The sequence below is a fragment of the Pacificibacter marinus genome, assembly GCF_900109555.1.
Lineage (GTDB): Bacteria > Pseudomonadota > Alphaproteobacteria > Rhodobacterales > Rhodobacteraceae > Celeribacter > Celeribacter marinus_C.
Genome location: NZ_FNZV01000011.1, coordinates 20,022 through 43,695, shown reverse-complemented (window position 1 = coordinate 43,695; position 23,674 = coordinate 20,022). Strand labels below are relative to the sequence as shown.

24 protein-coding genes are annotated in these 23,674 nt (G+C 51.6%); 10 read left to right on the top strand and 14 right to left on the bottom strand.

What is annotated here, in order from left to right:
* Positions 1-64: 64 nt before the first annotated feature.
* The 7 genes from nanR (at position 65) to BM025_RS13675 (ending at position 8,162) form a co-directional block, all read left to right on the top strand.
* Positions 65-796 (top strand): transcriptional regulator NanR, encoded by a 732-nt coding sequence (gene nanR, locus BM025_RS13710; RefSeq protein ID WP_085850105.1) that lies wholly within the window; start codon positions 65-67, stop codon positions 794-796.
* Positions 797-1,119: 323 nt separating this feature from the next.
* The gene (locus BM025_RS13700) at positions 1,120-2,067 is read left to right on the top strand and encodes a D-ribose ABC transporter substrate-binding protein (protein WP_085850103.1); all 948 of its coding nucleotides are present in this window, start codon (positions 1,120-1,122) and stop codon (positions 2,065-2,067) included.
* Positions 2,068-2,135: 68 nt separating this feature from the next.
* The gene (locus tag BM025_RS13695; RefSeq protein ID WP_085850102.1) at positions 2,136-2,792 is read left to right on the top strand and encodes a DUF2291 family protein; all 657 of its coding nucleotides are present in this window, start codon (positions 2,136-2,138) and stop codon (positions 2,790-2,792) included.
* Complete coding sequence (locus BM025_RS13690; RefSeq protein WP_085850101.1) at positions 2,792-4,330, top strand: sugar ABC transporter ATP-binding protein; 1,539 nt, start codon at positions 2,792-2,794, stop codon at positions 4,328-4,330. The genes BM025_RS13695 and BM025_RS13690 overlap by 1 nt, the downstream gene beginning before the upstream one ends.
* Positions 4,330-5,391, top strand: a complete 1,062-nt coding sequence (locus tag BM025_RS13685) for an ABC transporter permease (protein WP_085850100.1) — start codon at positions 4,330-4,332, stop codon at positions 5,389-5,391. The genes BM025_RS13690 and BM025_RS13685 overlap by 1 nt, the downstream gene beginning before the upstream one ends.
* Before the next feature lie 3 nt (positions 5,392-5,394).
* Positions 5,395-6,417, top strand: a complete 1,023-nt coding sequence (locus BM025_RS13680; RefSeq protein WP_211753576.1) for a Gfo/Idh/MocA family protein — start codon at positions 5,395-5,397, stop codon at positions 6,415-6,417.
* Positions 6,417-8,162: a D-apionate lactonase family protein gene (locus BM025_RS13675; protein WP_085850098.1), complete on the top strand. Its 1,746-nt coding sequence runs from the start codon at positions 6,417-6,419 to the stop codon at positions 8,160-8,162. The genes BM025_RS13680 and BM025_RS13675 overlap by 1 nt, the downstream gene beginning before the upstream one ends.
* Positions 8,163-8,255: 93 nt before the next feature.
* Here the strand turns inward: BM025_RS13675 and BM025_RS13670 are convergent, their stop codons facing one another.
* A complete protein-coding gene (locus BM025_RS13670; RefSeq protein WP_085850097.1) occupies positions 8,256-9,083 on the bottom strand; it encodes a phosphogluconate dehydrogenase C-terminal domain-containing protein in 828 nt (275 codons plus the stop codon).
* 127 nt (positions 9,084-9,210) lie between these two features.
* Between BM025_RS13670 and BM025_RS13665 the strand changes: the two genes are divergently transcribed.
* Positions 9,211-10,575, top strand: a complete 1,365-nt coding sequence (locus BM025_RS13665) for a four-carbon acid sugar kinase family protein (protein ID WP_244515745.1) — start codon at positions 9,211-9,213, stop codon at positions 10,573-10,575.
* A gap of 179 nt (positions 10,576-10,754) precedes the next feature.
* Here BM025_RS13665 and BM025_RS13660 read toward each other — a convergent pair whose 3' ends face one another.
* From BM025_RS13660 to BM025_RS13600, 13 genes are all read right to left on the bottom strand, one after another.
* The gene (locus BM025_RS13660) at positions 10,755-12,125 is read right to left on the bottom strand and encodes an L-serine ammonia-lyase (protein ID WP_085850096.1); all 1,371 of its coding nucleotides are present in this window, start codon (positions 12,123-12,125) and stop codon (positions 10,755-10,757) included.
* 286 nt (positions 12,126-12,411) lie between these two features.
* Positions 12,412-12,570 (bottom strand): hemin uptake protein HemP, encoded by a 159-nt coding sequence (gene hemP, locus BM025_RS13655; RefSeq protein ID WP_085850095.1) that lies wholly within the window; start codon positions 12,568-12,570, stop codon positions 12,412-12,414.
* A gap of 200 nt (positions 12,571-12,770) precedes the next feature.
* Positions 12,771-13,565: an energy transducer TonB gene (locus BM025_RS13650; protein WP_085850094.1), complete on the bottom strand. Its 795-nt coding sequence runs from the start codon at positions 13,563-13,565 to the stop codon at positions 12,771-12,773.
* The gene (locus BM025_RS13645) at positions 13,562-13,960 is read right to left on the bottom strand and encodes an ExbD/TolR family protein (protein ID WP_085850093.1); all 399 of its coding nucleotides are present in this window, start codon (positions 13,958-13,960) and stop codon (positions 13,562-13,564) included. Before BM025_RS13645 ends, BM025_RS13650 begins: the two co-directional genes overlap by 4 nt.
* Positions 13,957-14,346, bottom strand: a complete 390-nt coding sequence (locus tag BM025_RS13640; RefSeq protein ID WP_085850092.1) for a biopolymer transporter ExbD — start codon at positions 14,344-14,346, stop codon at positions 13,957-13,959. The genes BM025_RS13645 and BM025_RS13640 overlap by 4 nt, the downstream gene beginning before the upstream one ends.
* The gene (locus BM025_RS13635; protein WP_085850091.1) at positions 14,339-14,944 is read right to left on the bottom strand and encodes a MotA/TolQ/ExbB proton channel family protein; all 606 of its coding nucleotides are present in this window, start codon (positions 14,942-14,944) and stop codon (positions 14,339-14,341) included. The genes BM025_RS13640 and BM025_RS13635 overlap by 8 nt, the downstream gene beginning before the upstream one ends.
* Entirely contained in the window at positions 14,941-15,348 is a 408-nt protein-coding gene (locus BM025_RS13630; RefSeq protein WP_139204581.1) for a hypothetical protein, read from the bottom strand. The genes BM025_RS13635 and BM025_RS13630 overlap by 4 nt, the downstream gene beginning before the upstream one ends.
* 11 nt (positions 15,349-15,359) lie before the next feature.
* A complete protein-coding gene (locus tag BM025_RS13625) occupies positions 15,360-15,737 on the bottom strand; it encodes a VOC family protein (RefSeq protein ID WP_085850089.1) in 378 nt (125 codons plus the stop codon).
* Positions 15,734-16,543 carry a heme ABC transporter ATP-binding protein gene (locus BM025_RS13620; RefSeq protein WP_085850088.1) on the bottom strand — a complete coding sequence of 270 codons (810 nt, stop codon included), beginning with the start codon at positions 16,541-16,543 and terminating at the stop codon, positions 15,734-15,736. Before BM025_RS13620 ends, BM025_RS13625 begins: the two co-directional genes overlap by 4 nt.
* A gap of 2 nt (positions 16,544-16,545) precedes the next feature.
* Positions 16,546-17,631, bottom strand: coding sequence for a FecCD family ABC transporter permease (locus BM025_RS13615; protein ID WP_085850087.1), 1,086 nt, complete (start codon positions 17,629-17,631; stop codon positions 16,546-16,548).
* Between the two features lie 2 nt (positions 17,632-17,633).
* Positions 17,634-18,482 (bottom strand): heme/hemin ABC transporter substrate-binding protein, encoded by an 849-nt coding sequence (locus BM025_RS13610; RefSeq protein ID WP_085850086.1) that lies wholly within the window; start codon positions 18,480-18,482, stop codon positions 17,634-17,636.
* Complete coding sequence (locus BM025_RS13605; protein WP_085850085.1) at positions 18,479-19,540, bottom strand: hemin-degrading factor; 1,062 nt, start codon at positions 19,538-19,540, stop codon at positions 18,479-18,481. The genes BM025_RS13610 and BM025_RS13605 overlap by 4 nt, the downstream gene beginning before the upstream one ends.
* A gap of 81 nt (positions 19,541-19,621) precedes the next feature.
* Complete coding sequence (locus BM025_RS13600; RefSeq protein WP_085850084.1) at positions 19,622-21,667, bottom strand: TonB-dependent receptor domain-containing protein; 2,046 nt, start codon at positions 21,665-21,667, stop codon at positions 19,622-19,624.
* A gap of 349 nt (positions 21,668-22,016) precedes the next feature.
* Here BM025_RS13600 and BM025_RS13595 point away from each other — a divergent pair, with 349 nt between their 5' ends.
* Together BM025_RS13595 and dhaL are read left to right on the top strand one after the other, a co-directional pair.
* Positions 22,017-23,009, top strand: coding sequence for a dihydroxyacetone kinase subunit DhaK (locus BM025_RS13595; protein ID WP_085850083.1), 993 nt, complete (start codon positions 22,017-22,019; stop codon positions 23,007-23,009).
* An 8-nt stretch (positions 23,010-23,017) separates the two neighbouring features.
* Positions 23,018-23,656 (top strand): dihydroxyacetone kinase subunit DhaL, encoded by a 639-nt coding sequence (gene dhaL / locus BM025_RS13590; protein ID WP_085850082.1) that lies wholly within the window; start codon positions 23,018-23,020, stop codon positions 23,654-23,656.
* Positions 23,657-23,674 lie beyond the last annotated feature (18 nt).

Sequence of the window (23,674 nt, the reverse complement as noted above, 5' to 3'; positions counted from 1 at the left end):
ATCATGTAGTCAACACATCATATGTGTGCAACAGTCAGAGCAGCCCAAGGATAATACCAAGCCAATGACCTCGAAACCAACGCCTCCCACACCCGCATCACAAAAGCCTATTATTCGACAAAAATTGTCCGATCAGGTGTTTGATCGATTGTGGGATATGATCAAATCTGGCGAACTTGCGCCTGGCGATGCCATGCCTTCTGAGCGGGCTTTGATGGAACGGTTTGCTGTGGGCCGCCCTGCTGTACGTGAAGCTTTGCAAATGATGGCAAACAAGGGCGTCATTTCGATTTCACATGGCGAGCGCAGTAAGGTCAACAAGCTGACGGCAGACATCGCTTTTGATCAAGTTGACAATATCGCCAAACTTTTACTGTCAACAGAACCCGCCAATCTGGATCACCTCAAACAGCTTAGAAAAATTATCGAAGCCAGTTCGGTGCAGATTGCCGCGCAAAATTGTACCCCTGAACAAACGGCCATTCTTAGAGAGCTGATCGAAGATCAACGCAGCAAGTTGGGGCAAGACCAAGCCTTTATCGAAGCCGATATTGCCTTTCATGTCGCGATTTCTGAAATGACGGGCAACCCGCTTATCCAAGCAGTCACCCAAGCTATGTTGTCGTGGCTGTTTCAATATTACAAACCACTTCTGCTGTGGTCAGGGCGTGAAAATACGACCCTGCTTGAACACGATCGTCTTGTCGATTGCTTGGAGCGGCGTGATGGTGATGGCGCACTTAAGATGATGTCTGATCATCTCAGCCGCTCTGATCCACTATATGAAGTGAGCTAGCGCCCTCACGTTACGCAGAGTGTTTCGTGCCTTATTCCCTTTCATTTACCATCCCAACCCGTGACATCACCCTGCACAACAACAGTTGACTTTGGACCGTCCGCAATTTTATTTGCGGGCGGTTTTTCCCTTTTAGCGGTGTTTTGGGTCTTGTTTTGATGAAAAACATTGTAATTTCTGACCAAGTATTTTGACGTCATACCAACAAATTCACGATCTGCATATGTACTCATTATACCTGTTGACATCGTACTGGTATGTCAGACAAGATACCTCCATTCAGCCGCGGTCTCCGCTTGGCTGAGACTTAGGGAGGACTACCAATGAAAACCAATCGTCGTATCTTTATGTCGGGTCTTGCGAGCGTTGTAGCGCTCGCCAGCACATCCATGAGCTTTGCTGCGGGCAAAGGGTTGATCGCCATTTTGACGCCAAGCCATGACAACCCATTCTTTAAAGCTGAAGCTGTAGGTGCCGAAGCGCGCGCCATCGAGCTGGGCTATGAAACCATCGTGTTGGTGCACGATGATGATCCAAACAAACAATCTGAACTGTTTGACACCGCAATTGCGCGGGGTGCTCATGCCATTATCTTGGACAATGCTGGTGCTGACGCTACTGTCGCTGCCGTGCAACGCGCCAAAGATGCAGGCATTCCTTCATTCTTGATTGACCGTGAAATCAAAGAGGCTGGCATCGCCGTTAGCCAAATCGTATCGAACAACTACCAAGGCGCGCAGCTTGGCGCTGAAGAGTTCGTAATGATCATGGAAGAGGCCGGAAACTACGTTGAATTGCTGGGCCGCGAAGCCGACACAAACGCAGGCATCCGCTCATCCGGCTACCACGATATCATCGACCAATATCCCGATTTGGTGATGGTCGCGCAGCAATCTGCAAATTGGTCACAAACCGAAGCGTTCGAAAAAATGGAATCCATTTTACAAGCCAACCCAGACATCAAAGGCGTGATTTGTGGCAATGACACAATGGCCATGGGCGCATGGGCTGCTTTGGAAGCAGCTGGTCGCAACGATGTGATCGTTGTTGGTTTTGACGGTTCAAACGATGTGCGTGACAGCATTCTTGCGGGCGGCATCAAAGCGACTGTTCTTCAGCCAGCCTACCGTCAAGCGCAGATTGCTGTTGAACAAGCGGATCAATTCATCACGACAGGTTCAACTGGCCTGCCAGAAAAGCAATTGATGGATTGTGTTTTGATCAATGCTGACAACGCGGCTGATCTCGAAACATTCGCTCTCAGCGCGTAATCTCTAAAACTTGAAAACCTTGGGACTGGCTTTTTAGGCGGGTCCCAAGGTCGCAGCGTGGAGACATCATGCGCCATACATTTCTTATCCCAGCTCTGGCTTTTGGTTTGGCAACAGCAACCGCCGGCTGCAAAATCGTCGAAAACCCAGACCCTAATTCCGCGACCGAAGTCGAAGCCAACCAAACTGATGAGGTTCGGATGGCTGCCTACGCGCGCGATGTCTGGGACGCACAAGTATTACCGACCGTGACCAACAATCTTGTATCAATTTCCGATCTGCGCGCCGCCCAGGCCCAAGATCCAGAGGCTGCGGGGCAGGCCCACGGTTTGCGACCCGAAGGCGAAGCAAATCCATGGAATTTCGCTGTCAGCGGCTCAGGTATTGTTGTTGAAGCCAAACTCAAAAGTCGTGCGGCCAAACTGCAAATCGACACCGATGCGGATGGCGTCGCCGATCTCACGATTCAGCTTGGCCCCGTCATTCGCGGCACTGCGCTGCGGGATGCAATGCCCTTTTTAACCTTTACCGATTTTCGTGATCAGATTGAATTTGCCAAGCTCGCTGGCGGGTTGAATGCTATGGCACATGAACGTCTAGAGATTCCCGACCCAGAGACTGATGTAACAGGTCAGACAGTTTCATTTGAAGGCGTCTTTAGCTACAAAAATGCCACCACAAAGCCCGAAGTCGTACCGACTATGCTGACGTTTGAGGGGCCATAATGGAACATCCAATTGGCCTGTCCATTCGTCGTGGCACCAAAGTATATCCCGGCACAGTCGCACTCAGCAACGTCGATTTTGATCTACGCATGGGCGCAGTGAATGTGCTTGTCGGTGAAAACGGCGCGGGCAAATCAACGATGATGAAAGTCATCGCTGGCGTCGAACAATTGACGGATGGCAAAGTTCTTATCGATGACGAGCAGGTTATATTTAAAACGACCGAAGATGCAGCCAAGCGTGGCATCGGCATCGTATTTCAAGAACTGAACTTGTTTCCCAATATGACCGTGGCCGAAAATATCTACATTGCTCGTGAGAAAACACGCGGCGGAATCGACATCGATAAAACTGCGCAACGTGAGACAGCGCGCGCTTTGATGAAGCGACTGGAACAAGACATCGACCCTGAAGATCTCGTGGGCGACTTGCGAGTCGGACAACAGCAAATCGTTGAAATTGCTAAATCTTTGGCCCAAGATGCCAAAATTCTTATCTTGGACGAACCGACATCTGCGCTGTCCGCCGCCGAGGTCGAAATTCTATTTCGCGTTATTGCCGACCTCAAACGCAATGGCGTGGGCATCGTTTATATTTCCCACCGGCTCGAAGAGCTGATCCAGATTGGCGATTATATCACCGTGTTGCGCGATGGCGTCATCACAGGCGCGCAATCTATGGATGGCGTCGATGTGGACTGGATCGTGCGCAATATGATCGGTGAAAGCGGTAAAGATTTTGCCAAAGAAATCGAACATCCCTACGGCGACGAAGTGTTTCGTGCCGAACATGTGTCCCTTGGGCGCGTTGGTGGCGGGATGCTTGTGGATGATGTATCTCTGTCTTTGCGCAAGGGTGAAATCCTTGGGATTTACGGCCTTATGGGCGCGGGACGATCCGAATTTTTAGAATGCGCCATTGGGCGTCATCCTCATGCCAGCGGTCAGATTTTTATCGATGGCACGCAGCTAAAAACAAAAACCGTTTCAGGACGTATCAAGCGCGGCCTTGCGTTGATTCCAGAGGATCGCAAAAACGACGGTTTGGTGCAAATCCTGTCAATCCGCGAGAACATGACCCTGTCCAGTTTGGGGCAATTCACCCGCGGCATTCAAATGAACCTTAAAAAAGAAAAGCGCATCGTTGCAGATTTCGTCAAGCGCATGACGGTCAAAATAGCATCGCCCGAACATGCCGTGTCGTCGCTGTCAGGCGGCAACCAGCAAAAGGTGGTGATTTCCAAAGCGCTGATGACTGACCCCAAAGTATTACTGATGGATGAACCCTCTCGCGGCATCGACATCGGCGCCAAAGCCGAAGTGTTCCGCGTCATGCGCAAACTGGCTGCAGATGGTTTGGGCATCATTTTTGTCACGTCGGATTTGGACGAAGTTATGTCTTTATCAGATCGCATCTTAGTGATGTCGAATGGCAAAATCACGGGTGAATTCTCTCGTGAAACGGCCACGAATACAGCGCTCGTCGAAGCTTCGGCCATTGGCCACAAAACCATTTCTAAAAATAAGGAGTCTGCGTGATGGCTGACCAATCGATCGCCGCAAAGGCCCGCTCAAGTTCAGACGCTTTGTTGATTTTCCTCAAAGCGCGCACCTTTATCGCATTGATTTTGGTATTTGTTTTCTTCGCCATCAATGCACCTAATTTCATGTCCACCGCCAATATGGTCATCATGTCAAAACACGTGGCATTGAATGCTATTTTGGCCATCGGTATGACTTTTGTCATCGTATCAGGCGGGATCGATTTATCGGTGGGCTCTATCGTCGGGCTGTGCGGTATGGTTGCGGGTTATTTGATTTTAAACGGCATTGATATCGGTCTTGGGTGGTCGATGCAGTTCAACACGCTTGAAATCTGTTTGCTGGTGATGTTGGTGGGCATCGGCGTTGGCGCGGTGAACGGGTTTTTGATCACCAAGCTGCATGTGGCCCCATTTATCGCCACGTTGGGCACGCTTTATGTTGCACGCGGGGCTGCGATGCTCAGCTCTGACGGGCGTACATTTCCAAACCTGCACGGTAATCCTGAGTACGGGTCTGATACGTTCCGTTGGATTGGCGCGGGCGAAGTCTTTGGCATTCCTGTCTCGATTTGTATCTTAATCACCGTAGGCATTTTGGCCGCATATATCGCGGCGCGCACCCCGTTGGGGCGTCATATTTATGCCGTTGGTGGCAATGAACGCGCGGCGGGCCTGTCTGGGATTAAAGTCAATCAAACCAAATATTTCGTCTATCTGTTCTCGGGGTTTTGTGCTGCTCTGGTCGGGTTGATCATCGCCTCGCAACTAGTGGCCGCTCACCCTGCCACTGGCGATACGTTCGAATTAAATGCCATCGCCGCTGCGGTTTTGGGCGGTACGTCAATGTCCGGTGGACGGGGTCGCATTGCTGGCACTATCATTGGGGCCTGTGTGATCGGTGTGCTGTCAGATGGTTTGGTGATGATGGGCGTGTCATCCTTTTGGCAAACCGTCATCAAAGGTCTTGTGATCATCGCCGCCGTAGTGATTGATCAAGCTCAACAAAAACTGCAAGCGCGCGTCGCATTGCAAGCGCAAGCCGCATTGGGGAAATAAGAGATGACGATGAAAGGTGCTTTGATCGGCTGCGGATTTTTCGCGGAAAATCAATTACATGCGTGGCGCGATATTGAGGGTGTCGATATCGTTGCCTTGTGTGATCGTGATCCTGTGCGCTTAAAGTTTTGCACCGAAAAATTTGGCGTCACACGCACATATTCGGACGCTGCTGAAATGTTTGCCAGTGGCGGTTTTGACTTTGTCGATATTGCCACAACCGCCCCTTCGCATCGTCCTTTGGTCGAAATGGCCGCACAAGCGGGTGTTCACATCATTTGCCAAAAGCCCTTTGCGGAAACGATGCAAGATGCCCGCGCCATGGTTGTTGCCGCGAAGAATGCGGGCAAAACGCTGATGGTGCACGAAAACTTTCGGTGGCAGTTGCCCATCCAAGCAGCCCTAAAAGCCGTGCGCTCTGGTGCGATTGGCACGCCATTCTTCTGTCGCGTCAGCTTTCGCTCTGGCTATGATGTGTTTTCAGGCCAACCTTATTTGGCCAAAGGCAAACGGTTCATCATCGAAGATTTGGGCATCCATATTCTAGACATTGCCCGCGCTTTTGTTGGCGATGTCAGCCAAATTTCTGCCACCACGCGACGCATCAACCCTAATATCAAAGGCGAAGATGTGGCTACGATGATGTTATCACACGACGGCGGCGCAACCAGCATTGTCGATTGTTCCTATGCGACCCAGCGCAAACCCGAAACCTTTCCACAATCGCTGCTTGAAATTGATGGCACCGAAGGCACTCTGCGCTTGGACGCTGGCTATAAATTGACGGTGCAGGGCAAGACGGACAGTGAAATTGATGTGTCGCCGCCCCTATTGCCGTGGGCCGAAAAACCATGGCACAACATTCAAGAAAGCGTGCAAACCATCCAACAGCATTTTGTGACATGCATTGCGACGGGTACCGAGCCTGAAACCTCAGGCACGGACAATCTTAAGACATTAGCCCTAGTTGAAGCAGCCTATCTATCGGCCGAAACAGGCACCGCAATAAACCTGTCCGACATCTGATGCCCCGTAATTTCGCCCTCTATGGTACCAACCAACCACCGATGGAAAGCCAAGTATTCTCTATCGGCGACCTGTCGTTTTCCTATGAAAACGGTGCCATTCGTCATGTAAAACTGGATACATTAGAGGCCATTCGCAACATCGCTTTTGTGGTACGAGATCGTGATTGGGGCACGCTTGCGCCAGTGATGTCCGATGAGGTCATTCTGCAAACCGAAACAGATCTACACCTGTCGTATCATGCACGCTACGGCAACCAAGGCGCGACTCTTGATGTAGATATCGACATTCATGCCAGCACAAATGGGTTGAAAATGTCTGTCACGGGTCACGCCTCTGGCGCATTTGAAACCAACCGCACGGGATTTACGGTACTGCATCCGATTGAACATGTCGCCGGTTGCCCTGTGCGTGTGGGGCACAGCGATGGAACAGTCGAATCCGCCCAATTTCCTGCGCTCATTGAACCATGGCAACCCTTTATGGACATCACCAGTCTGGCCCACCATGTCGGTGGCCATGTTGTGACCTGCCAATTCAAGGGGGATACCTTTGAAATGGAAGACCAGCGCCAATGGGGGGATGCGTCTTATAAAACGTACAATCGCCCTTTGGCCAAACCATGGCCCTACAAAATTGAAAACGGTGCATCTGTTACGCAATCCGTTGAAATAACGTGGAAAATGTCGGGTTCGGCGGTTGAGTTGGATGCCCCAGCCCCCCATGAAAACGCCATATTTCCGCAAATGGCATTGGTGATCACACCCAACGATGCACGGCATTTGGCGACCAATCCAACGGACTTGTCCCATGTAAATCCCCAGCGGCTTTTGTGTCATTTGGATACGGACATTGGCGCCACATCTGACCAATTCCAAGCCTTTGCACAGGCACAAAATGCTTGTCCTGACGTTGCCTTTGATCTGGAATTGATTTGCCAGTGTGATGCCGATCCCGCACCTGAATTGATGGCATTGGCGGTTCAAATGGCCGAAACGGGCTTTGCCCCTGCCAGCGTTTTAATCTGCCCCTCTGTAGATCGCGGGTCAACACCGCCCGGGTCACAATGGCCGCCCTGCCCGCCGCTGGATCTGGTCCATAGCGCCGCAGCCAAGGCGTTTCCAAATATCTCACGAGGGGGCGGCGTTGTGAGTTTTTTCCCTGAATTAAACCGCAAGCGCCCGCCTATTGATCAGCTTGATTTCATCAGTCATGGGCTGTGTCCCATTGTCCATGCCGCCGATGATTTGTCGGTAATGGAAACCCTTGAAGCCATCCCACATATCACCCGCACGGCGCGTGATATCATTGGCGCTCGCGCCTATAGAATTGGACCAGCTAGCATTGCCATGCGGCAAAATCCATATGGCGATCGCACCATTCCCAACCCTGAGGGCCTGCGTGTCTGTATGGCTGATGATGACCCACGTCATCGTGGTCAATTTGGTGCGGCCTATGTCGTAGGTTTGGCCTGTGCTTTGGCCCCTGCAGATATCGCGATTTGGACCCCCGCCGCCCTTTACGGACCTCGAGGTGTGGTGACTGACGGACAAAAAACTGGCCCGATCACGGATGCGTTGAAACAGCTTGCTGCGTTGGCTGGACAACCCGTCAAGATAGCAAAGCGCGAAGGCGGCGGTGCGTATTTGTGTGTGGGGGATACAGATTTGACAGCCAATTTAATGCCTATGTCAAAGGATGGATTTGGCCCATTTGAATGGCGATTTTCGCGTAAATCTGACTGATCCGTACTGCCAATTGTGAACTTACAGCTTTAAATAGTGCCGCCCTCAGCGTCGCGTGAAAGATGCTGAGGGCTTTGTTTATATTGGTTAATTTTAGGTAATGCGCTCAATGCTTGCCGCGATTTCTTCGGGTTCAAAAACGCGTTTCCAGTCGTCTTTCATCAAAACAGGTTTGCCAAATTCGATAGCTTTGTTGCACGCATCTGAAAATACGCCGTCAACTTCTTTGAAAATAACAGCTGCCAAGATATTCATATGACCAAGCAAGAAATCACGCGCTGCGGCTTTGGGCACGCCGCGTGCAACAACTTCGTCCATGGCTTCTCTCATCACGTCCAAAAGTGTCGCCACAACTGTTTCGGACAAGCCAGGCTCGAGCAGTGCCATTTGTTCGACAGTGACGCGATAAGAATTGGCCACAGGCGCAAAAATCGTTGTGCCAACTTTTTCGCCAAGTGCGTAATCGGCTTCTGGCCCTTGCATCAAAGAGTTCACGATGCCCTGTTTGGCAGCGATTCCACCAAAGCGGTCGTTGCGCCCTTCTACAGTGTCTTCGTCATTAAAGATTGGCGGATGGCATGGGTGGCTGACGAAATATGTAACGTCGGCGCGTTTGGGCAAATGACCGGCAAAAGGCGCAGCGGCATCCAAGCAAACGATCATCGCGCCAGAGGGCACTTTATCGATAATAGAGGCGGCAACTTTTCCTATGACAGTGTCAGGCACAGCCAGAACGATTACATCAGCACCAGCCAAGGCCGCATCAGAATCGACACAAGACAGGCCCAATTCAGCCTGCAAACGGTCGCGGCCCTCTTGGGACACTTCGACATGTGCTGTCTCGAAATCCGAATTCACCAAGTTGCGTGACAGGCGTACGCCCATTTTCCCGCCAGCTCCAAACAATGCTAATTTCGTCACACTGCATCTCCCTATTTTTTGGTCTATATTTAATAATCGACCAGAATTGACAACTGGTATGATAAGATACTAAGCATATTTTTAAGTCAAGCGCATTCGCAAGAATGGTATACCAAAGGAATTAAATGTGACACAACGCTCCAAAGACCTCTTGCTCGCGTGGTATGGTGACGACTTCACCGGAGCCGCGGCCGTGATGGAGGTTCTGGCATTCGCAGGCCTGCCTGCGATGTTGTTTTTGGATGTGCCAACCGTAGATCAACTGGCACGCTATGCGCATTTAAAAGCCATAGGTGTGGCCTCAACTGCACGGGCTCAATCGCCGGAGTGGATGGATCAAAATCTACCTCATGCATTCAAAGCTTTGCTCGATCTATCACCGCAACTCTTTCACTATAAAATATGTTCCACATTGGACTCATCCCCCACCGCAGGCTCCATAGGGCGCGCTATTGAAATAGCTGCTGATCTCACAAATTCCGCTCAGCTTCCCATCCTTGTGGCGGCTCCACAAATGCGGCGTTTTCAAATGTTTGGCCACTTTTTTTCCGGGCACGGGGATACGGTATACCGGCTTGATCGCCATCCTGTCATGGCCCGCCATCCAGTGACTCCAATGACAGAATCCGATGTGGCGCGCCACATTTCACTACAATCAGATCGCCTTGAAACCTCTCTTTGGTCTGTTGAAGATATCGCCGCAAATCGCGCCCCTAAAACAGCCAATACGCCCGATCACATTCAAGCCTTCACCATGGATTGCATTGATGCCCAAACCGAAAGCGCCGCAGGTCGACAGCTTTGGGAAAATCGCGCACAAAACCCGTTTGTTGTGGGCTCACAAGGGGTCGAATTTGCCTTGGTCCGGCACTGGATTGACACAGGCGTTTTGCCAGAACAAACCCCGCTAAGCAGTGCTGGACGGGCACAAGGCATGGTGACGATCTCTGGTTCCGTATCGCCCACCACAGCGGACCAAATCGCATGGTCCCGCGCCAATGGGTTTGATGCGATCCGGTTCGATGCAACTCAAGCTTGCGGTGATATACTCACTTTAGACACTGAAATCGACAATATCGTCACAGCCAGTCTTGCCTCTATATCTAAGGGACGCGATCCACTGATCTTTACCGCAGAGGGGCCTGATGATCCCGCTGTGACGCAATTTATCGCCGCTGTAAAACAGTCCGGCAAAACCAGCTCAGAGGTCAATCAACGTATTGGCGAAGCTTTGGGCACTGCTTTGCTGCGCATTCTGACGCAAAGCAAAATTCGCCGTGCTGTGATTTCTGGCGGCGACACATCAGGGTTTGCCACGCGTCAACTTGGGATTTTTGCGCTGTCTGCATTGGCGCCTACAATTCCAGGAGCGTCATTGTTTAAGGCACATGCAGACGGTGCAATGGATGGATTGGAACTGGCGCTAAAAGGCGGCCAAATGGGTAGCCCAGACTATTTCGGTTGGATTCGTGATGGTGGCGGTATCAAGTAGGGCATGCCTCGTGTATTGAAATTCGCCAACTAGGTCATTAATACTGACCTAAAAACCGCTCATTTCTAAGCCCTTTTGAATCCACAATAAGTATTGCGCACACGTCAAAAAATCCCTGTGGGATAGCAGTCATCCGGCACAGTTGCCTACTTTAAGTTAAATTCAGTTTGCGTTTAGCCTCAACACGCGGGAACATTTAGGGCCAGACCGCCAATGGATGTTTCTTTGTATTTGTCACTCATGTCGCGCCCTGTTTCACGCATCGTTAGGATGCATGCATCAAGGCTTACAAAATGCGTCCCATCGCCACTAAGTGCCAATGATGCGGCCGCAATCGCTTTGAGTGCGCCCATACCGTTGCGTTCTATACATGGAATTTGCACCAAACCGCCAACTGGGTCACAAGTCAGTCCAAGGTGATGTTCCAATGCGATTTCGGCAGCATTTTCCACCTGCTCAGGTGTGCCACCCAAAACCGCAGCCAGCCCCGCTGCGGCCATCGCAGATGCGCTGCCCACTTCGGCTTGGCATCCGCATTCTGCGCCTGAGATTGATGCGTTGTGTTTCACCAATCCCCCGATGGCCGCTGCGGTTAATAAGAAATCTTGCAGCCCTGCCTCTGTTGCGCCGGGCACATGTTCAAGCCAATAGCGCATGACGGCGGGCACAACACCAGCGGCCCCATTGGTGGGCGCAGTCACAACCTGTCCGCCAGCGGCGTTTTCTTCATTCACAGCCATGGCATATAGGTTGATCCAATCAACGATCCTATGCGGTGGTTCACCACTGTTATTTTTGTTTTTTTGCAACCCATCGTACAGGCCAAGCGCACGGCGACGCACATTGAGGCCGCCGGGCAAAATCCCACCCGTTGCCATGCCGCGATCAATACAATCGGACATCACCTGCCAAAGCCGTTGAACCCCGTCTTCCAATTCTTTGGGTGAATAACGCGCAAGCTCGTTGGCATGTTTCATCTGCCCAATGCTCATATTTGATGCGCGCGACATGCGCAGCATTTCGTTAGCACTTTCAAATGGATAAGATACCTTAGCCCCCGCATCATCCGGCGGGCTGTCAAGCTCATCTGCGGACAAAACAAACCCACCACCGATAGAATAATATACCTCGTGCAGCAGTACGTTTCCGTTGATATCGAGCCCGCTCAGTTGCAATCCGTTGACATGACCAGACAGTGGCGGGCCGTAGTCAAATATCAAATCTGTTTCGGGATCAAACTGAACCTGCGGCAAGGTCTGCGGCGTGATCGTTTTGGTGGCAAGAATGTCGCTTAGGCACTGATCTGCCAGAGCTTTATCATAATCATCAGGTCTAAATCCTGCCAAGCCAAGCATCACCGCACGATCTGTAGCGTGACCTTTGCCAGTGAAAGCCAAAGATCCATGTAAAACGACACGCAAACGGTGTGGTTTACAGTTGGCCTGTATGAGCTTTTGGATGAAACGATTGCCTGCAATCATCGGACCTATGGTGTGCGATGAGGATGGGCCTATGCCGACCTTGAATATATCAAAAACCGAAAGAAACATGCCTCGTCCTTTTAAAACAGCGGGCACGTTTCATGCCAGCGCAAACAGAGTGCGCTAGCATAAGCGGTTATTCAAATAAAAAGCAAAGTTTCAAAACATGGACCTGCGTCCAGCACCCAATAGTTTAGCTGCGCCCTGCCGCAACCATTTTGGCCGCATAGTTCAACGCAGAAATCATATTCTGCATGAGCCGCGATGTTTTTACCCAAAATATCGGTCAATTGGGTAACGCAACAGAAGTCTCGCTCGGGTTCCGCTGCGATACAACGGAATTTGGATCAGTTGTTTACTTCGTCAAAATAAGTTTGCCAGCCCGTGTAATCCGTAACGTATACACTTGATTATCAAGATATATTTGGCGTGTTATACCATCGCCAATCAACACGCGCGCATCGATGGGCGGCTCTGATGTCGGGGCAAGTTCGTGAGGTGTTTGTGCGTTCATTTTAAAAGCCTTATCGGACATGAGATCGTCCCCCCAGTGCGTCGTGAGGGCTTGGTATAGAGCGAAGCAAGTGTTCTGTTTGTGTGGCTGGCCGCTTGGCATGGCTTTTAGAACTTTTGACTGTATAAACTGTAAATACCATACCTGACTATTTTTATCAACTAATGGAATCGTAAAAATGTGCGCAACACAGAAAAAGATCAGCTTTTACTGTCAAACCGCACAACAACGTTCAAAGATTTTCCAGTCGGCGTTGGTGTAAACGGTCCAGCGCGCTTAATTTGAGCCAACGCAACTTTATCTATGCCTGCATGACCAGAACTTTTCACGATCCGCGCGTTTGCTATTTGGCCAGACGCCGCAATCGTGATACCCACAAGCGCCTTGCCGCGCGCCCCTGCCGCACGTTTGGGAACCCGCGCGATTCGACGCAAAACTTTGGATTGATAGGACTTAATAGCCCCATCCCCTGCAATCTTCGCTGTAGATTCACGCGCACCTTTTGTCACCTCAGCTTGAGTGCCTGCTTGCGTGCCCTGCGCCTGCCCTTTGCGCGTATTAACCGCAGCGTTTCCGCGCTGCGCAATTGCCGGTTCACTCTTGGGTTTCGGCTTTTCACGCGGGACAGGTTTGGGTTGCGGGGGCGACGCTTTAACGGGCTCCGCTTTAGGCGGTTCGACCGCTTTGAGCCGCTGAACTGGGGCAATCGCAGCCTGCGCAGACGTGGCACTTAATTGTGCGGGCATAGGCTTAGCCTCAACTGGCGTTAACCGCGACGTTGCAGCAGCCATTTGGGTGGGCTTGGGTACAACAGGTTGGCTTTTAGCCCCAGCGGTGGCTTTAACAAGATCATCAAATCCGATCCCAAGAGCCAGTTCGCCAGCAACTGTGCCCCCTTCTAAAACGGGCGCGGCAGATGGTTTTGTCAATGCAGCCCCAGCCACGTGTAGCGCGGCGGACAAACCCAGAGCGGTACAAATCCAAAGCGTCTTCATTCTAGACCTCTTTGTGTGATGACCATGATTTTTCCCTCAGGACTTAGCGCACGCACAGCCCGTGCAATGTCCAACAGCTTTTTCGCGGGCGCATCACGATCGGGCAAAATACGGACAGGCGCGGCGTCATCTTGGCCCTCTCGCGTGGCTTTAAGCATGGCGTCTACAGTGGTTGGCGCACCTTGCCAGGTCAGCGATCCATCTTTGTGCACCACAAGCGCATCTGCAGGTGGCACCACATCAGGATCATCGGTTTGAACCAAGGACAAATCCGAATCCAAAGGCCGTGCAACTTGAGCCGCAACCAGAAAGAAAATAAGCATCAAGAACACAACATTGATCAATGGCAAAGTCGGTTCTGTTTTGGATGCGCGACGACCAGATACAAAGCTCATGAATCCTCCAAAATGGCAAAACGTGCATTTGGCACGGCATGAAACACACGCAACGCATCGATCAAACTTTGCGCATTCGTGCCCTCAGACACCGACAGCAAAAGTCGCAAGTCGCCCCCTCGACGCAGCGGATCCAGAGCGGCGGGTAACGCGTCAAGCGTGGTACTGCGTCCGTTAATCGTCACACCATCTGCAGACAAGCGCGCAAACACCAGCGCCGCATCTTGAAAATCCGTGCTGGCATTTCCACCGCCAACGTTCAATTCGACGCTGCCGAATTTTGAAAATGTGGACGACAACATGAAAAACAGCAGCAATAGGAAAATCACGTCGATAAGCGATGTCAGCGACAAACGCCCCCGTCGCCCGCGTGCGCCCCTAGACATGAGCAGCGCGCAGATCGACATTCGGGTGAGGTGCTCCAAACACATCAGGGGCCAAGATATCTTCAAGCGCATCCCGCAAAGCGCGATCATGGCGCTCTAGTCGACCATCAAACCATGACAGCGCCATAGACGCAGGCATCGCAACCACCAGACCAGCGGCAGTGGTCACTAAAGCGACCCAAATCCCGCCCGCAAGCACCGCAGGATCGGCGGTCCCTCCGGCTTCTTGCAAAGTCCGAAAAGCGGCAATCATACCAAGAACCGTACCAAATAGGCCCAAAAGTGGGGCGACTTGTGCGATGACATCCAATAGACGCAAGCCCGCGCCCGCACGTTCAAATTCACGTTCAATCCGCGCTGCCGTACGGGCGCGCAAATCATCATTGGCAACACCACGATGTTCAGCGTCTTTCACCTGATCCAATATGGTGCGTGCAAACCCACGCGAAACACCGCCGCCAATGCCTTCGATCAAAAACACACCCAGTTTCCAGATGATGCAGGCCAAAGCAATCAGCGAAAACCCAATCAAGATTGCAACAACAGGCCCGCCCATATCAACGATGGATGTAAGGCGTTCTAGAGCAAGATTAATCATTGTTGGACCTCTATAGCATCAACGCGCGATGCAAATGTCAAAGCGTGTTCGCAGCTTGCGCCATCTGATGTGGAACAGCGCTCAACCCCATTGAACAAAATCAAACCGATGTCGCCACATTGAGTGCCCGGCACATCAAATTGACGGACACGTAAACCGTTTTGAGGCACCTCACCAAAGTCAAACAAAGTGAATGTGCTCACGGCCCCTTGAGTGTCAAACAAAACCGTTTGGGTTTCCAATGCGGCCAACCCAAACGGGGCATTGGCCGTAAATGTGAGACGGCACGCATCGCCAGATTGCGTGGTGCTGTTCAGTTCAATCTGCGTGGTCTCTGCCGCCCATACAGGCGCACAAGCGCCGGACAAAATGATCACGCTGAGGATTTTAAGGGTATGTTTCAATGTAAGCTCCATCACTTAAGAGACGCAGGCGGGTGGCCTTCGGTGGCAGAGCGCCCAAAGACAAGTAAAAGCCCAAATGGGTCTGACACGTAGAACTCAAACATATTCCATGCCGTACGCTCAAACTGACGAAATCCATTAAGACCGCGCGCGACAAAATCGTCATGAATCGCATCAATATCAGCGCCGCGAATGTAACAACGTTGCTCAGTCGGGCGATCTGTTTCGTAGTCATGCGGACAAAAATGCAGCTCAATCGGCCCGCGCCGCACGATCAAATAATCGCTCAAGACCCGCTCGGGTACAAAGCCCAATTGTTCGGCATAGTATTGCGACGTGACATCCAAATCAGGTGATCTGAACACTGGAATGGTTTGGATATCGGTCATTCTGCCACCTCCATCCATTGCGACGCGGCTTGTGGCAACAACCATGTTCCACCAAAGGGGGGCGGCGTGTTTGTACGCAAAGCACAGCCATAGCACGCTGACAAATGATCATCGGTGAACACTTCGTGGGGTTGGCCATCCCCTTTCACCCGGCCCTGATTGAGCAAAGTCACATGATCGGCAAACATGGCTGTCAGGTTGAGATCATGCATGACAGCAATCACTCCGCCGCCCGCCTCAGCAAAATCGCGCGCAATTTGCATCACCATCAACTGGTGCCCAATATCCAAGGCCGAGACAGGTTCATCCAAAAACAACCACCGCGGCACACCATCTAAAACGGGTTCCCAAATTTGCAGCAAGACACGCGCCAACTGCACGCGCTGCCTTTCGCCGCCAGACAATTCTTGCACATATCTGCCCTCAAACCCGCTCAGCCCCACACGGGCCAAAGCGGCGTGTGGCAAGGCATCCATTGCGGCCACATCGGTTGTGGCACACCCATTGGTCAGCCCCAAACGCACGAGTTCTAAAACCGTAAAGGGAAAAGCAACATTACCAGATTGCGGCAACACGGCACGGCGTGTCGCCAAATCCGCATGCGACATCTGTGCCAAGATGCGCCCATCCAAACGGGTCTCGCCGCTACATTTAACTTCACCCGTGATGGCTTTCAAAAGCGTTGTTTTACCAGAACCATTCGGACCAACGATAGCTGTAACTTGCCCCGCTTGGGCTATGAAATTCACGTCATCAAGCACAAGGCGATTACCATATGCGACAGAAATATTCTTGGCGTCCAGCATGATTAACTCTCCAGAATTGCACGATTTTTGAGAAGTATCCAAAGAAAGAACGGTCCACCCAACGTCGCCGTTACGATCCCGATGGGCAGCTCGGCGGGAGACACAACAACACGGCTAAACATGTCCGCCACAAGCAAAACAATCGCTCCAAGCAATGCTGCATTGGGCAAAAGCGTGCGGTGCACAGGGCCTTGAACCAGCCGCAACAGATGCGGCACTACGATGCCGATGAAACCAATACCGCCCGTAATCGCGACACAGGCCCCGACAGAGGCCGCGACGCTAAGCACGGCAAGGCGTTTCATTTTTTGCACATCAACCCCAAGATGCGCGGCAACAGGTTCGCCCAAAGCCAAAGCATCAAGCGAACGGGCCAAAAATGGTGCGGATAGCAGCGTAAAAATGATAATAGGGCCAGCTGTCATCAACTTAAGCCAAGTTGCCCCAGCCAATGATCCCATACCCCAAAACGTCAAATCACGCAGTTGATCATCCGTGGCGCGGTACACGATAAATCCGGTGACTGCCCCAGTCAGTGCCCCCAAAGCGATGCCTGCAAGCAACATGGTTGCCACTGATGTTCGCCCGCCTTGGGTGGCGATGCGGTATAAGACCAAAGTAGAAGCCCACCCCCCAAGAAAAGCGGCAAAGGGAACAAGATAAGATCCCGTGATAGCCTGAAATGCGGCAGGCAAAAGACCCCCCAACACGATGGCTGCGACTGCGCCAAGCCCCGCACCAGCGCTGACACCGACAAGACCCGGATCAGCCAAAGGATTGCGAAACAACCCCTGCATCACGGCACCAGACACAGCCAAAGCTGCGCCCACAAGCGCACCAGTCACCATACGGGGCATCCGAATATCCCAAACGATAGCCATATCGCGCAGGTTTGCCGTTCCGACGCCGAACTTAGCGCCAAGCGCCCCGATCACATCGGTGCTGGACGCAGCGCCCCATCCAAGGCTGAGCAGCATCACACAGATCAACGCGACAACCAGCGTCGTTTGAATCAACGCGCCACGGGCACGCCGATCCCCAACTTGGGTCGGTGCTTTGCTAGTCGAAGGAAAAGACGTCACAGACATATTTAATCCGTTGCCGCGTTCAGAGCGCGATTCAAATCATTTGCAAACTGCGCCGTGCGCGGGCCAAACCCAAGCGCCGCAGAATCGATCAAAACAAAGCTGTCGTTTACAGCCGCAGGGCTGAAAGCCAAAGCTGGCAGGCCCAGAATGTCATCTTTTTTGCCCGCATGATCTGCGCGACCTTCCATCATCAAAACCACATCTGGCGCGGCAGTGATCAAGGCTTCGTTGTTGATGATTTTATAGCCTTCAAAAGCTGCGCCCATGACATTTTCCGCTCCTGCAAGCGTGATAATGCCATCCGCACCCGTGCCGCGCCCAGCAACATTCAAACGTCCATCTTGATTGGATAGAACAAACAAAACACGCGGCGCGCGCTTTTGCTGTGAAACCGACTGTTCCAACGTTTCAAATTCCGCAGAAATCTGTGCATGCAACGCTTGGGCCGCCTCTTGCACACCAAGCGCAGTGCCGATCACATCCACGGCGTCCAACACCGCCGTTTTGGAATAGGCGTCATGCACTTCCACAACAGGGATCGAAGCAGCACGCAATTGTTCCAGCGTTTCGGGTGGACCGGCCGTGTCACGGGTCACAATCAAATCGGGACCAACGGACAAGACCCCTTCGGAGGACAATTGGCGCATATAGCCGACATCCGGCAATTCATTCACCTCGGGCGGAAACACAGATGTAGTGTCACGCGCCACGACGCGGTCGCCTTGACCCAAAGCGAAAATAATCTCGGTCACAGGGCCACCGATAGACACAATAGACTGCGCATTTGGGTAGCTGTCGGCACTTGCCCAAGTGGGAAGCGCAAGCATCACTGCGAATAAAACAGATTTCATGCCATCACCTCTTCAAGAGATGGCAAGGCACTTAAAATGCCATGCCATTGCGCCAAATCATCGTCCTCGCCATCGCGTTGACCAAAGCATTGAAACAGCAATCCGCCTTTTGCATCGAACGCTTCCAAAGACATGGCAGGCCCGCGTTTTGTTGGCTTTTCAACAACATAGACTTCGGCGACATGATCGTTGCGCAGATGAAGGTTGAAATTTGGGTCCAGTACATTCAACCACGGGCCCATGGGCTTGATCGTGTCGAGCGTGCCCCAGTGAATTTGAATGTTGCCAGCATTGCCGACAAACAAAACCACCTTTTGGCGTGCTTGTGATACGGCGTTCATAAATGCTTCAATGCAATCAGGCTGAACAGGGCGCACCCATTTCTCACCCGATGCCAAACGATATGCACCAAGGCGATTCATGCCAAGTTTAGAACACAGGCGATTGAACTGATGCGTGTCCGTCAGGGCCGCCCACGATGTCAGCAAGGTTTCGCGATTGTCGGCTTTGACCTTTGCGCCTTCAGTGTCTTTGCGCGGCACCACAGAAATTGTATAGCTTTGGTCATTGGTTTTTAGCACATCAATCAGCGCAGGCCATGCGTCATGATTTGACGTGTCACGCAGATAAATCTTTTGCAAAGCATCCCCAGCGTGATCGAAAAACTGCAATGATTGACGCGTGCCTTTGTCTGTTTTGGTTTCCACAGCAAATCCAAACGCCCAATGTTTTGGAAAAATGCGTGTGTCGATGTCTGGGCCCAGCACCATCGATGCGTGCGCACCAGAGCGGTAATCCAAAAACGTACCAACACGTTCATGCACACAAGACTCGTTGCGAGTCAGCGCCATGACCTCTCCCAGTGCTGTGATCCGCGGCATGACATCATCCGGGTGATGTGCAATCCGCGTCACGCGGTGATCACCGTCTGCACCTGTAAAGGCCGCGACGAGCTGCGCTTCTGAGATGCCCAGATTGTCTGCAAGGTCACGATCGCGCACACCAGTGGCGTCGCGTTTGGCTGTACGAATATCAGCGGAAGAAAGTGTGGCGGTCATTGCATTGTCCTAGCGCGTGAGAAGTTTCTGGGAATAAGTAGATGCGGCGCACGAGGACACGCCGCACCTGCTCGCCATCATTTAAAATGTTTTGACGAGTGACAGTGTGAGATTGCGCCCTAGTGCAGGACGGCCGCTCAGATAAGGTTGGTAGTATTCGTCAAACAAGTTGTCGACGGATGCGCGTATTTCGAGATCCTCAGCCCAACCGCTTTGTGGACGGTAAGCTGCTGTCAACCCTACAACATCATAGTCCGCACTTGGGCCTGTTGCCCCAGAGTTTGTAGATGACCTAGGGCTTCCAGATGTCCTAGAATTAGCCCAACCGTGTTTAACCTCAACGGCAAGATCAAGTTGATCATCCATGAACCGCTTGCCCAACGTTACCTGTACTGTGTCAGCCGGTGCGTTGTTGAAATACGCGCCATCAGACCATTCACCGCGCGTCATGGATGCATTGAAATCCATGTAGTACGCAGTGTTGACATATGAGGCTTCGAATTCGAGACCATGCAGGTCGATCTCATCTGATGCGGTGTTGGTGTATGTTGTGTTGTCCCAAACCCGTGTCTTAAAGCCTGTGAGTTTTGCTTTCACAGAGTCATTTTGGGCGAACACATCAACCGCATCATAAGACACACCAAGTTCAACAGTGGTCGCTTTTTCTGAAACGCCGATTTTTGCAGCATCCCGCAAGTCATCCAAGATCGGCATATTTTCATTATAAGCCAAAGTACCGAATACAGCCAAGGTATCAGTCAAAGCATAGCGCGCTGACAAAGCACCAACAAAGGCGTCTTTTTCATGCTCTGTGCCATCCGCAGGACCAGCCACACTTCGGTATTCGGCAGTGTTGCCGATCGATGTCAGCTTTTGGTGCTCAAATCGCAATTGTGGCGTCACCGTCAAGTTGCCAAGCATCATTTCATCGCTGGCGTAAAACGCGATATATTCGTCTGTGCCCCCTGGAGTGGAATTAACATTGGCGCCTGTATGGCTGATCGAGGTCCGTGTGCGTTTGCCAATTTCAATACCAGTCAGCACAGTGTGATCAATCGTACCTGTCGAAAAGATCGCTTCGTTCTCTACCAAGAATGCTAAACGCTCTGTGCGATTGTCAGCATTGTAAATGTCTGAAGTGGTCGTATCAGATATGTTTTCAATCAACTCATCCGAATAGGTAAGTTTAGCCGTAAGATTCAAAAGATCGTTGTCGAGGGGGTTATAATTTAGCGCAAAATAGGCCGTGGTATCTTCGATATCCGCATCGACACGTGCCACCATTATCGACCCGATATAGTCATAGCTGACATCTGTAAGATGGTTTTTCGTTTTCGAAACAGACGCCGTCAGACTCAACGCATCTGTCGCTTGGTACTTGAGTTTGACCAAACTGGATGGCAGTTCAAACGCTGTATCCGGCTGCTCGGCCCCTGATCCATCGGTGTAGTTTTCGTTCTTGCGGTAGCCGTAAAATGCCAAAATATCCAATTTGTCATTAGGGGCCCATGCAAGGATAGTGCTGCTCATTACACCATCAGCGTTGGTTCCGTACGACAGCTTTTGGCGCACGGCAAATGTATCACCATCCACCAAGAAATCAGCAGCATCTTTGGTGACTGCTTCAACAGTCCCGCCAACGGCCCCCGCAGAGAACCTAAAGCTTTCGCCCGGGCCGCGGATAACTTTGACGTTTTTGAACAGCTCTGGTTCCATCGTCAACATACTGCCTTGACGGTACAGTTCCTCTTGGCCTTTTGCGACACCATCAATAACAACGGACACTTTCGTGTTGGACCCATACACCCCTGCATCTGCACCGAGACCACGAATGTTCAAAGATGACCCTTGCGGTGTGGCCGCGTTGGACAATGTCACGCCCGGAATGGTCCCAAGCAGTTCAGCAAGCGTTGACGCTTGGCGTGCATCCAATTCCTCTTGCGAGATTTCGGTTTGTGAGGTGGCTGTGTCGGTTTGAATACCACGACGGCTTTCGCCCAACGTGACAGTTCCGATATAGTCGCCGAATGATGTATCGACAGAATCTTGTGCGATGGCGGATGTTGCAAAGACAGGCGCAACGGCCAAAGCTGTTACAAGTGCTCGCAAGCTTGTGTGCGTGGTCATAAAAATTCCCTTGGTGTTAGCGTTCGCTGGCGACCAAGGAGGTGTGCTTGCTACTGTTGGCGACTCACTACATTAACCCGATTGTTTTTGTCAAGATTGCGCCAAGCATAATATAAGCTGTGATCTTCAAACCACATATGCCGTGTTTAACGCATAAATTTAGATTGCTTTTGCCGCTCTGCATTCAAAAGATTTCAGCGCTTTAAATGGCAAAATTCTTGCAAGGTGCTTTGTCAAACCTTACGATCTTACCATCGTGGCGATATGATTTTCCTACAACCCTGGCAGCATATTTCGTGCTGCCAAGCTCGTCGTCCATTGTGGATTTTTCATAAAATAGGATTGAACAATGCAGCGTTTTATAAATGACCCCGACGACATTGTAGACGAAACTGTTGCAGGCTTTGTACGCGCGCACCACAATATGGTACGGATTCACGACACCAATCCACGCGTCGTGCTGTCTCATACCACCCCTAAAATTGGTCATGTGGGCATTGTTACAGGGGGCGGCTCAGGGCATGAACCCGCCTTTATCGGCTACGCAGGCAAAAATATGGTCGATGCCGTCGCAGTGGGTGAATTGTTTTCATCCCCCACCGCCAAAAGCTTTTATGACGCAATTAAATCTGTCGATGGAGGTGCAGGCGTTGCCGTGCTTTATGGCAACTATGCCGGCGATAACATGAACGTCAAAATGGCTCGTAAAATGGCTAAAAAAGACGGCATCACAATCGAGACAGTCGTCGCCAACGATGACGTGTGCTCCGCCCCAGCCAGCGAACGCGAAAAGCGCCGCGGGGTTGCTGGCGAAATTTTCATGTGGAAAATCGCAGGGGCCAAAGCATCAACGGGCGCACCTTTACCAGATGTGATTGCAGCCGCACAAAAAGCCATAGACAACTGCCGGTCCATAGGCGTTGGCTTGGGCCCATGCACCTTGCCACAAGTTGGTCATCCCAATTTCGAAATTGCATCTGGTAAAATGGAAGTCGGCATTGGTCACCACGGCGAACCGGGCTTGCGCGTGGAAAACCTTAAACCCGCCAATCAAATAGCTGAAGACATGGTGCGAACAGTTCTTGAGGATCACACCCTATTAAAAGGCACCGAAGTTGCCGTGCTGGTGTCGGGATTGGGCGCGACCCCGATCAACGAACTTTACGTGCTGTACAACCGCATCGAACAACAGATTGAAGCGCGCGGGTTGAAAGTACATTTCCAACTGGTTGGCAATTACTTTACCTCTCTCGAAATGGTTGGCGCGACACTGACGGTTATGGCGCTGGACGATGACCTGAAATCATGTCTCGCTGTCGAAACCGCAAGCCCTGCACTTTGAGGTCCCCCATGCAAAGCATTTCAAACACAGGCGCAGGCGTCATTATCCAAGACATCGCGGCCGTCATCGTAGAAAATAAAGCGCACCTATCTGAAATTGATGGTAAAATTGGCGATGGAGATCACGGTGTTAATATGGCCAAAGGCTTTGGTCGTGCTGCTGATCGTCTTGATCCCCTAGGCACACTCACAGACGCTTTAGGCGTTCTATCAGACGTTTTAATGGGAGAAATTGGCGGGTCTATGGGACCGCTGTATGGCATGACATTTGCGGACATGGCAGACGACTTAGGGACAACAGAAACCATCGATGCCGTCGCCTTTGCATCGATGATCCGTGCGGGTCTTGAGGGGGTACAAGACATTGGTGCGGCCAAAGTCGGTGACAAAACCATGATCGATACATTTGTGCCCGCCGTCGATGCCTTTGACGCCGCCATATCACAAGGAAAATCATTTTCCGAAGCACTGGCTGCGATGAAAATTGCCGCAGAAATTGGGCGCGATAGCACCGTTGATCTGGTCGCAAAGCTGGGCCGCGCCGCGCGCTTGGGCGAACGGTCACGCGGCACCTTGGATGCTGGCGCGGTGTCTTGTTGTATTATTTTATCAACGTTCGCCGACAGCATCACGGCACGCCTGTCTTAAAGGATGCCGTGCATACAG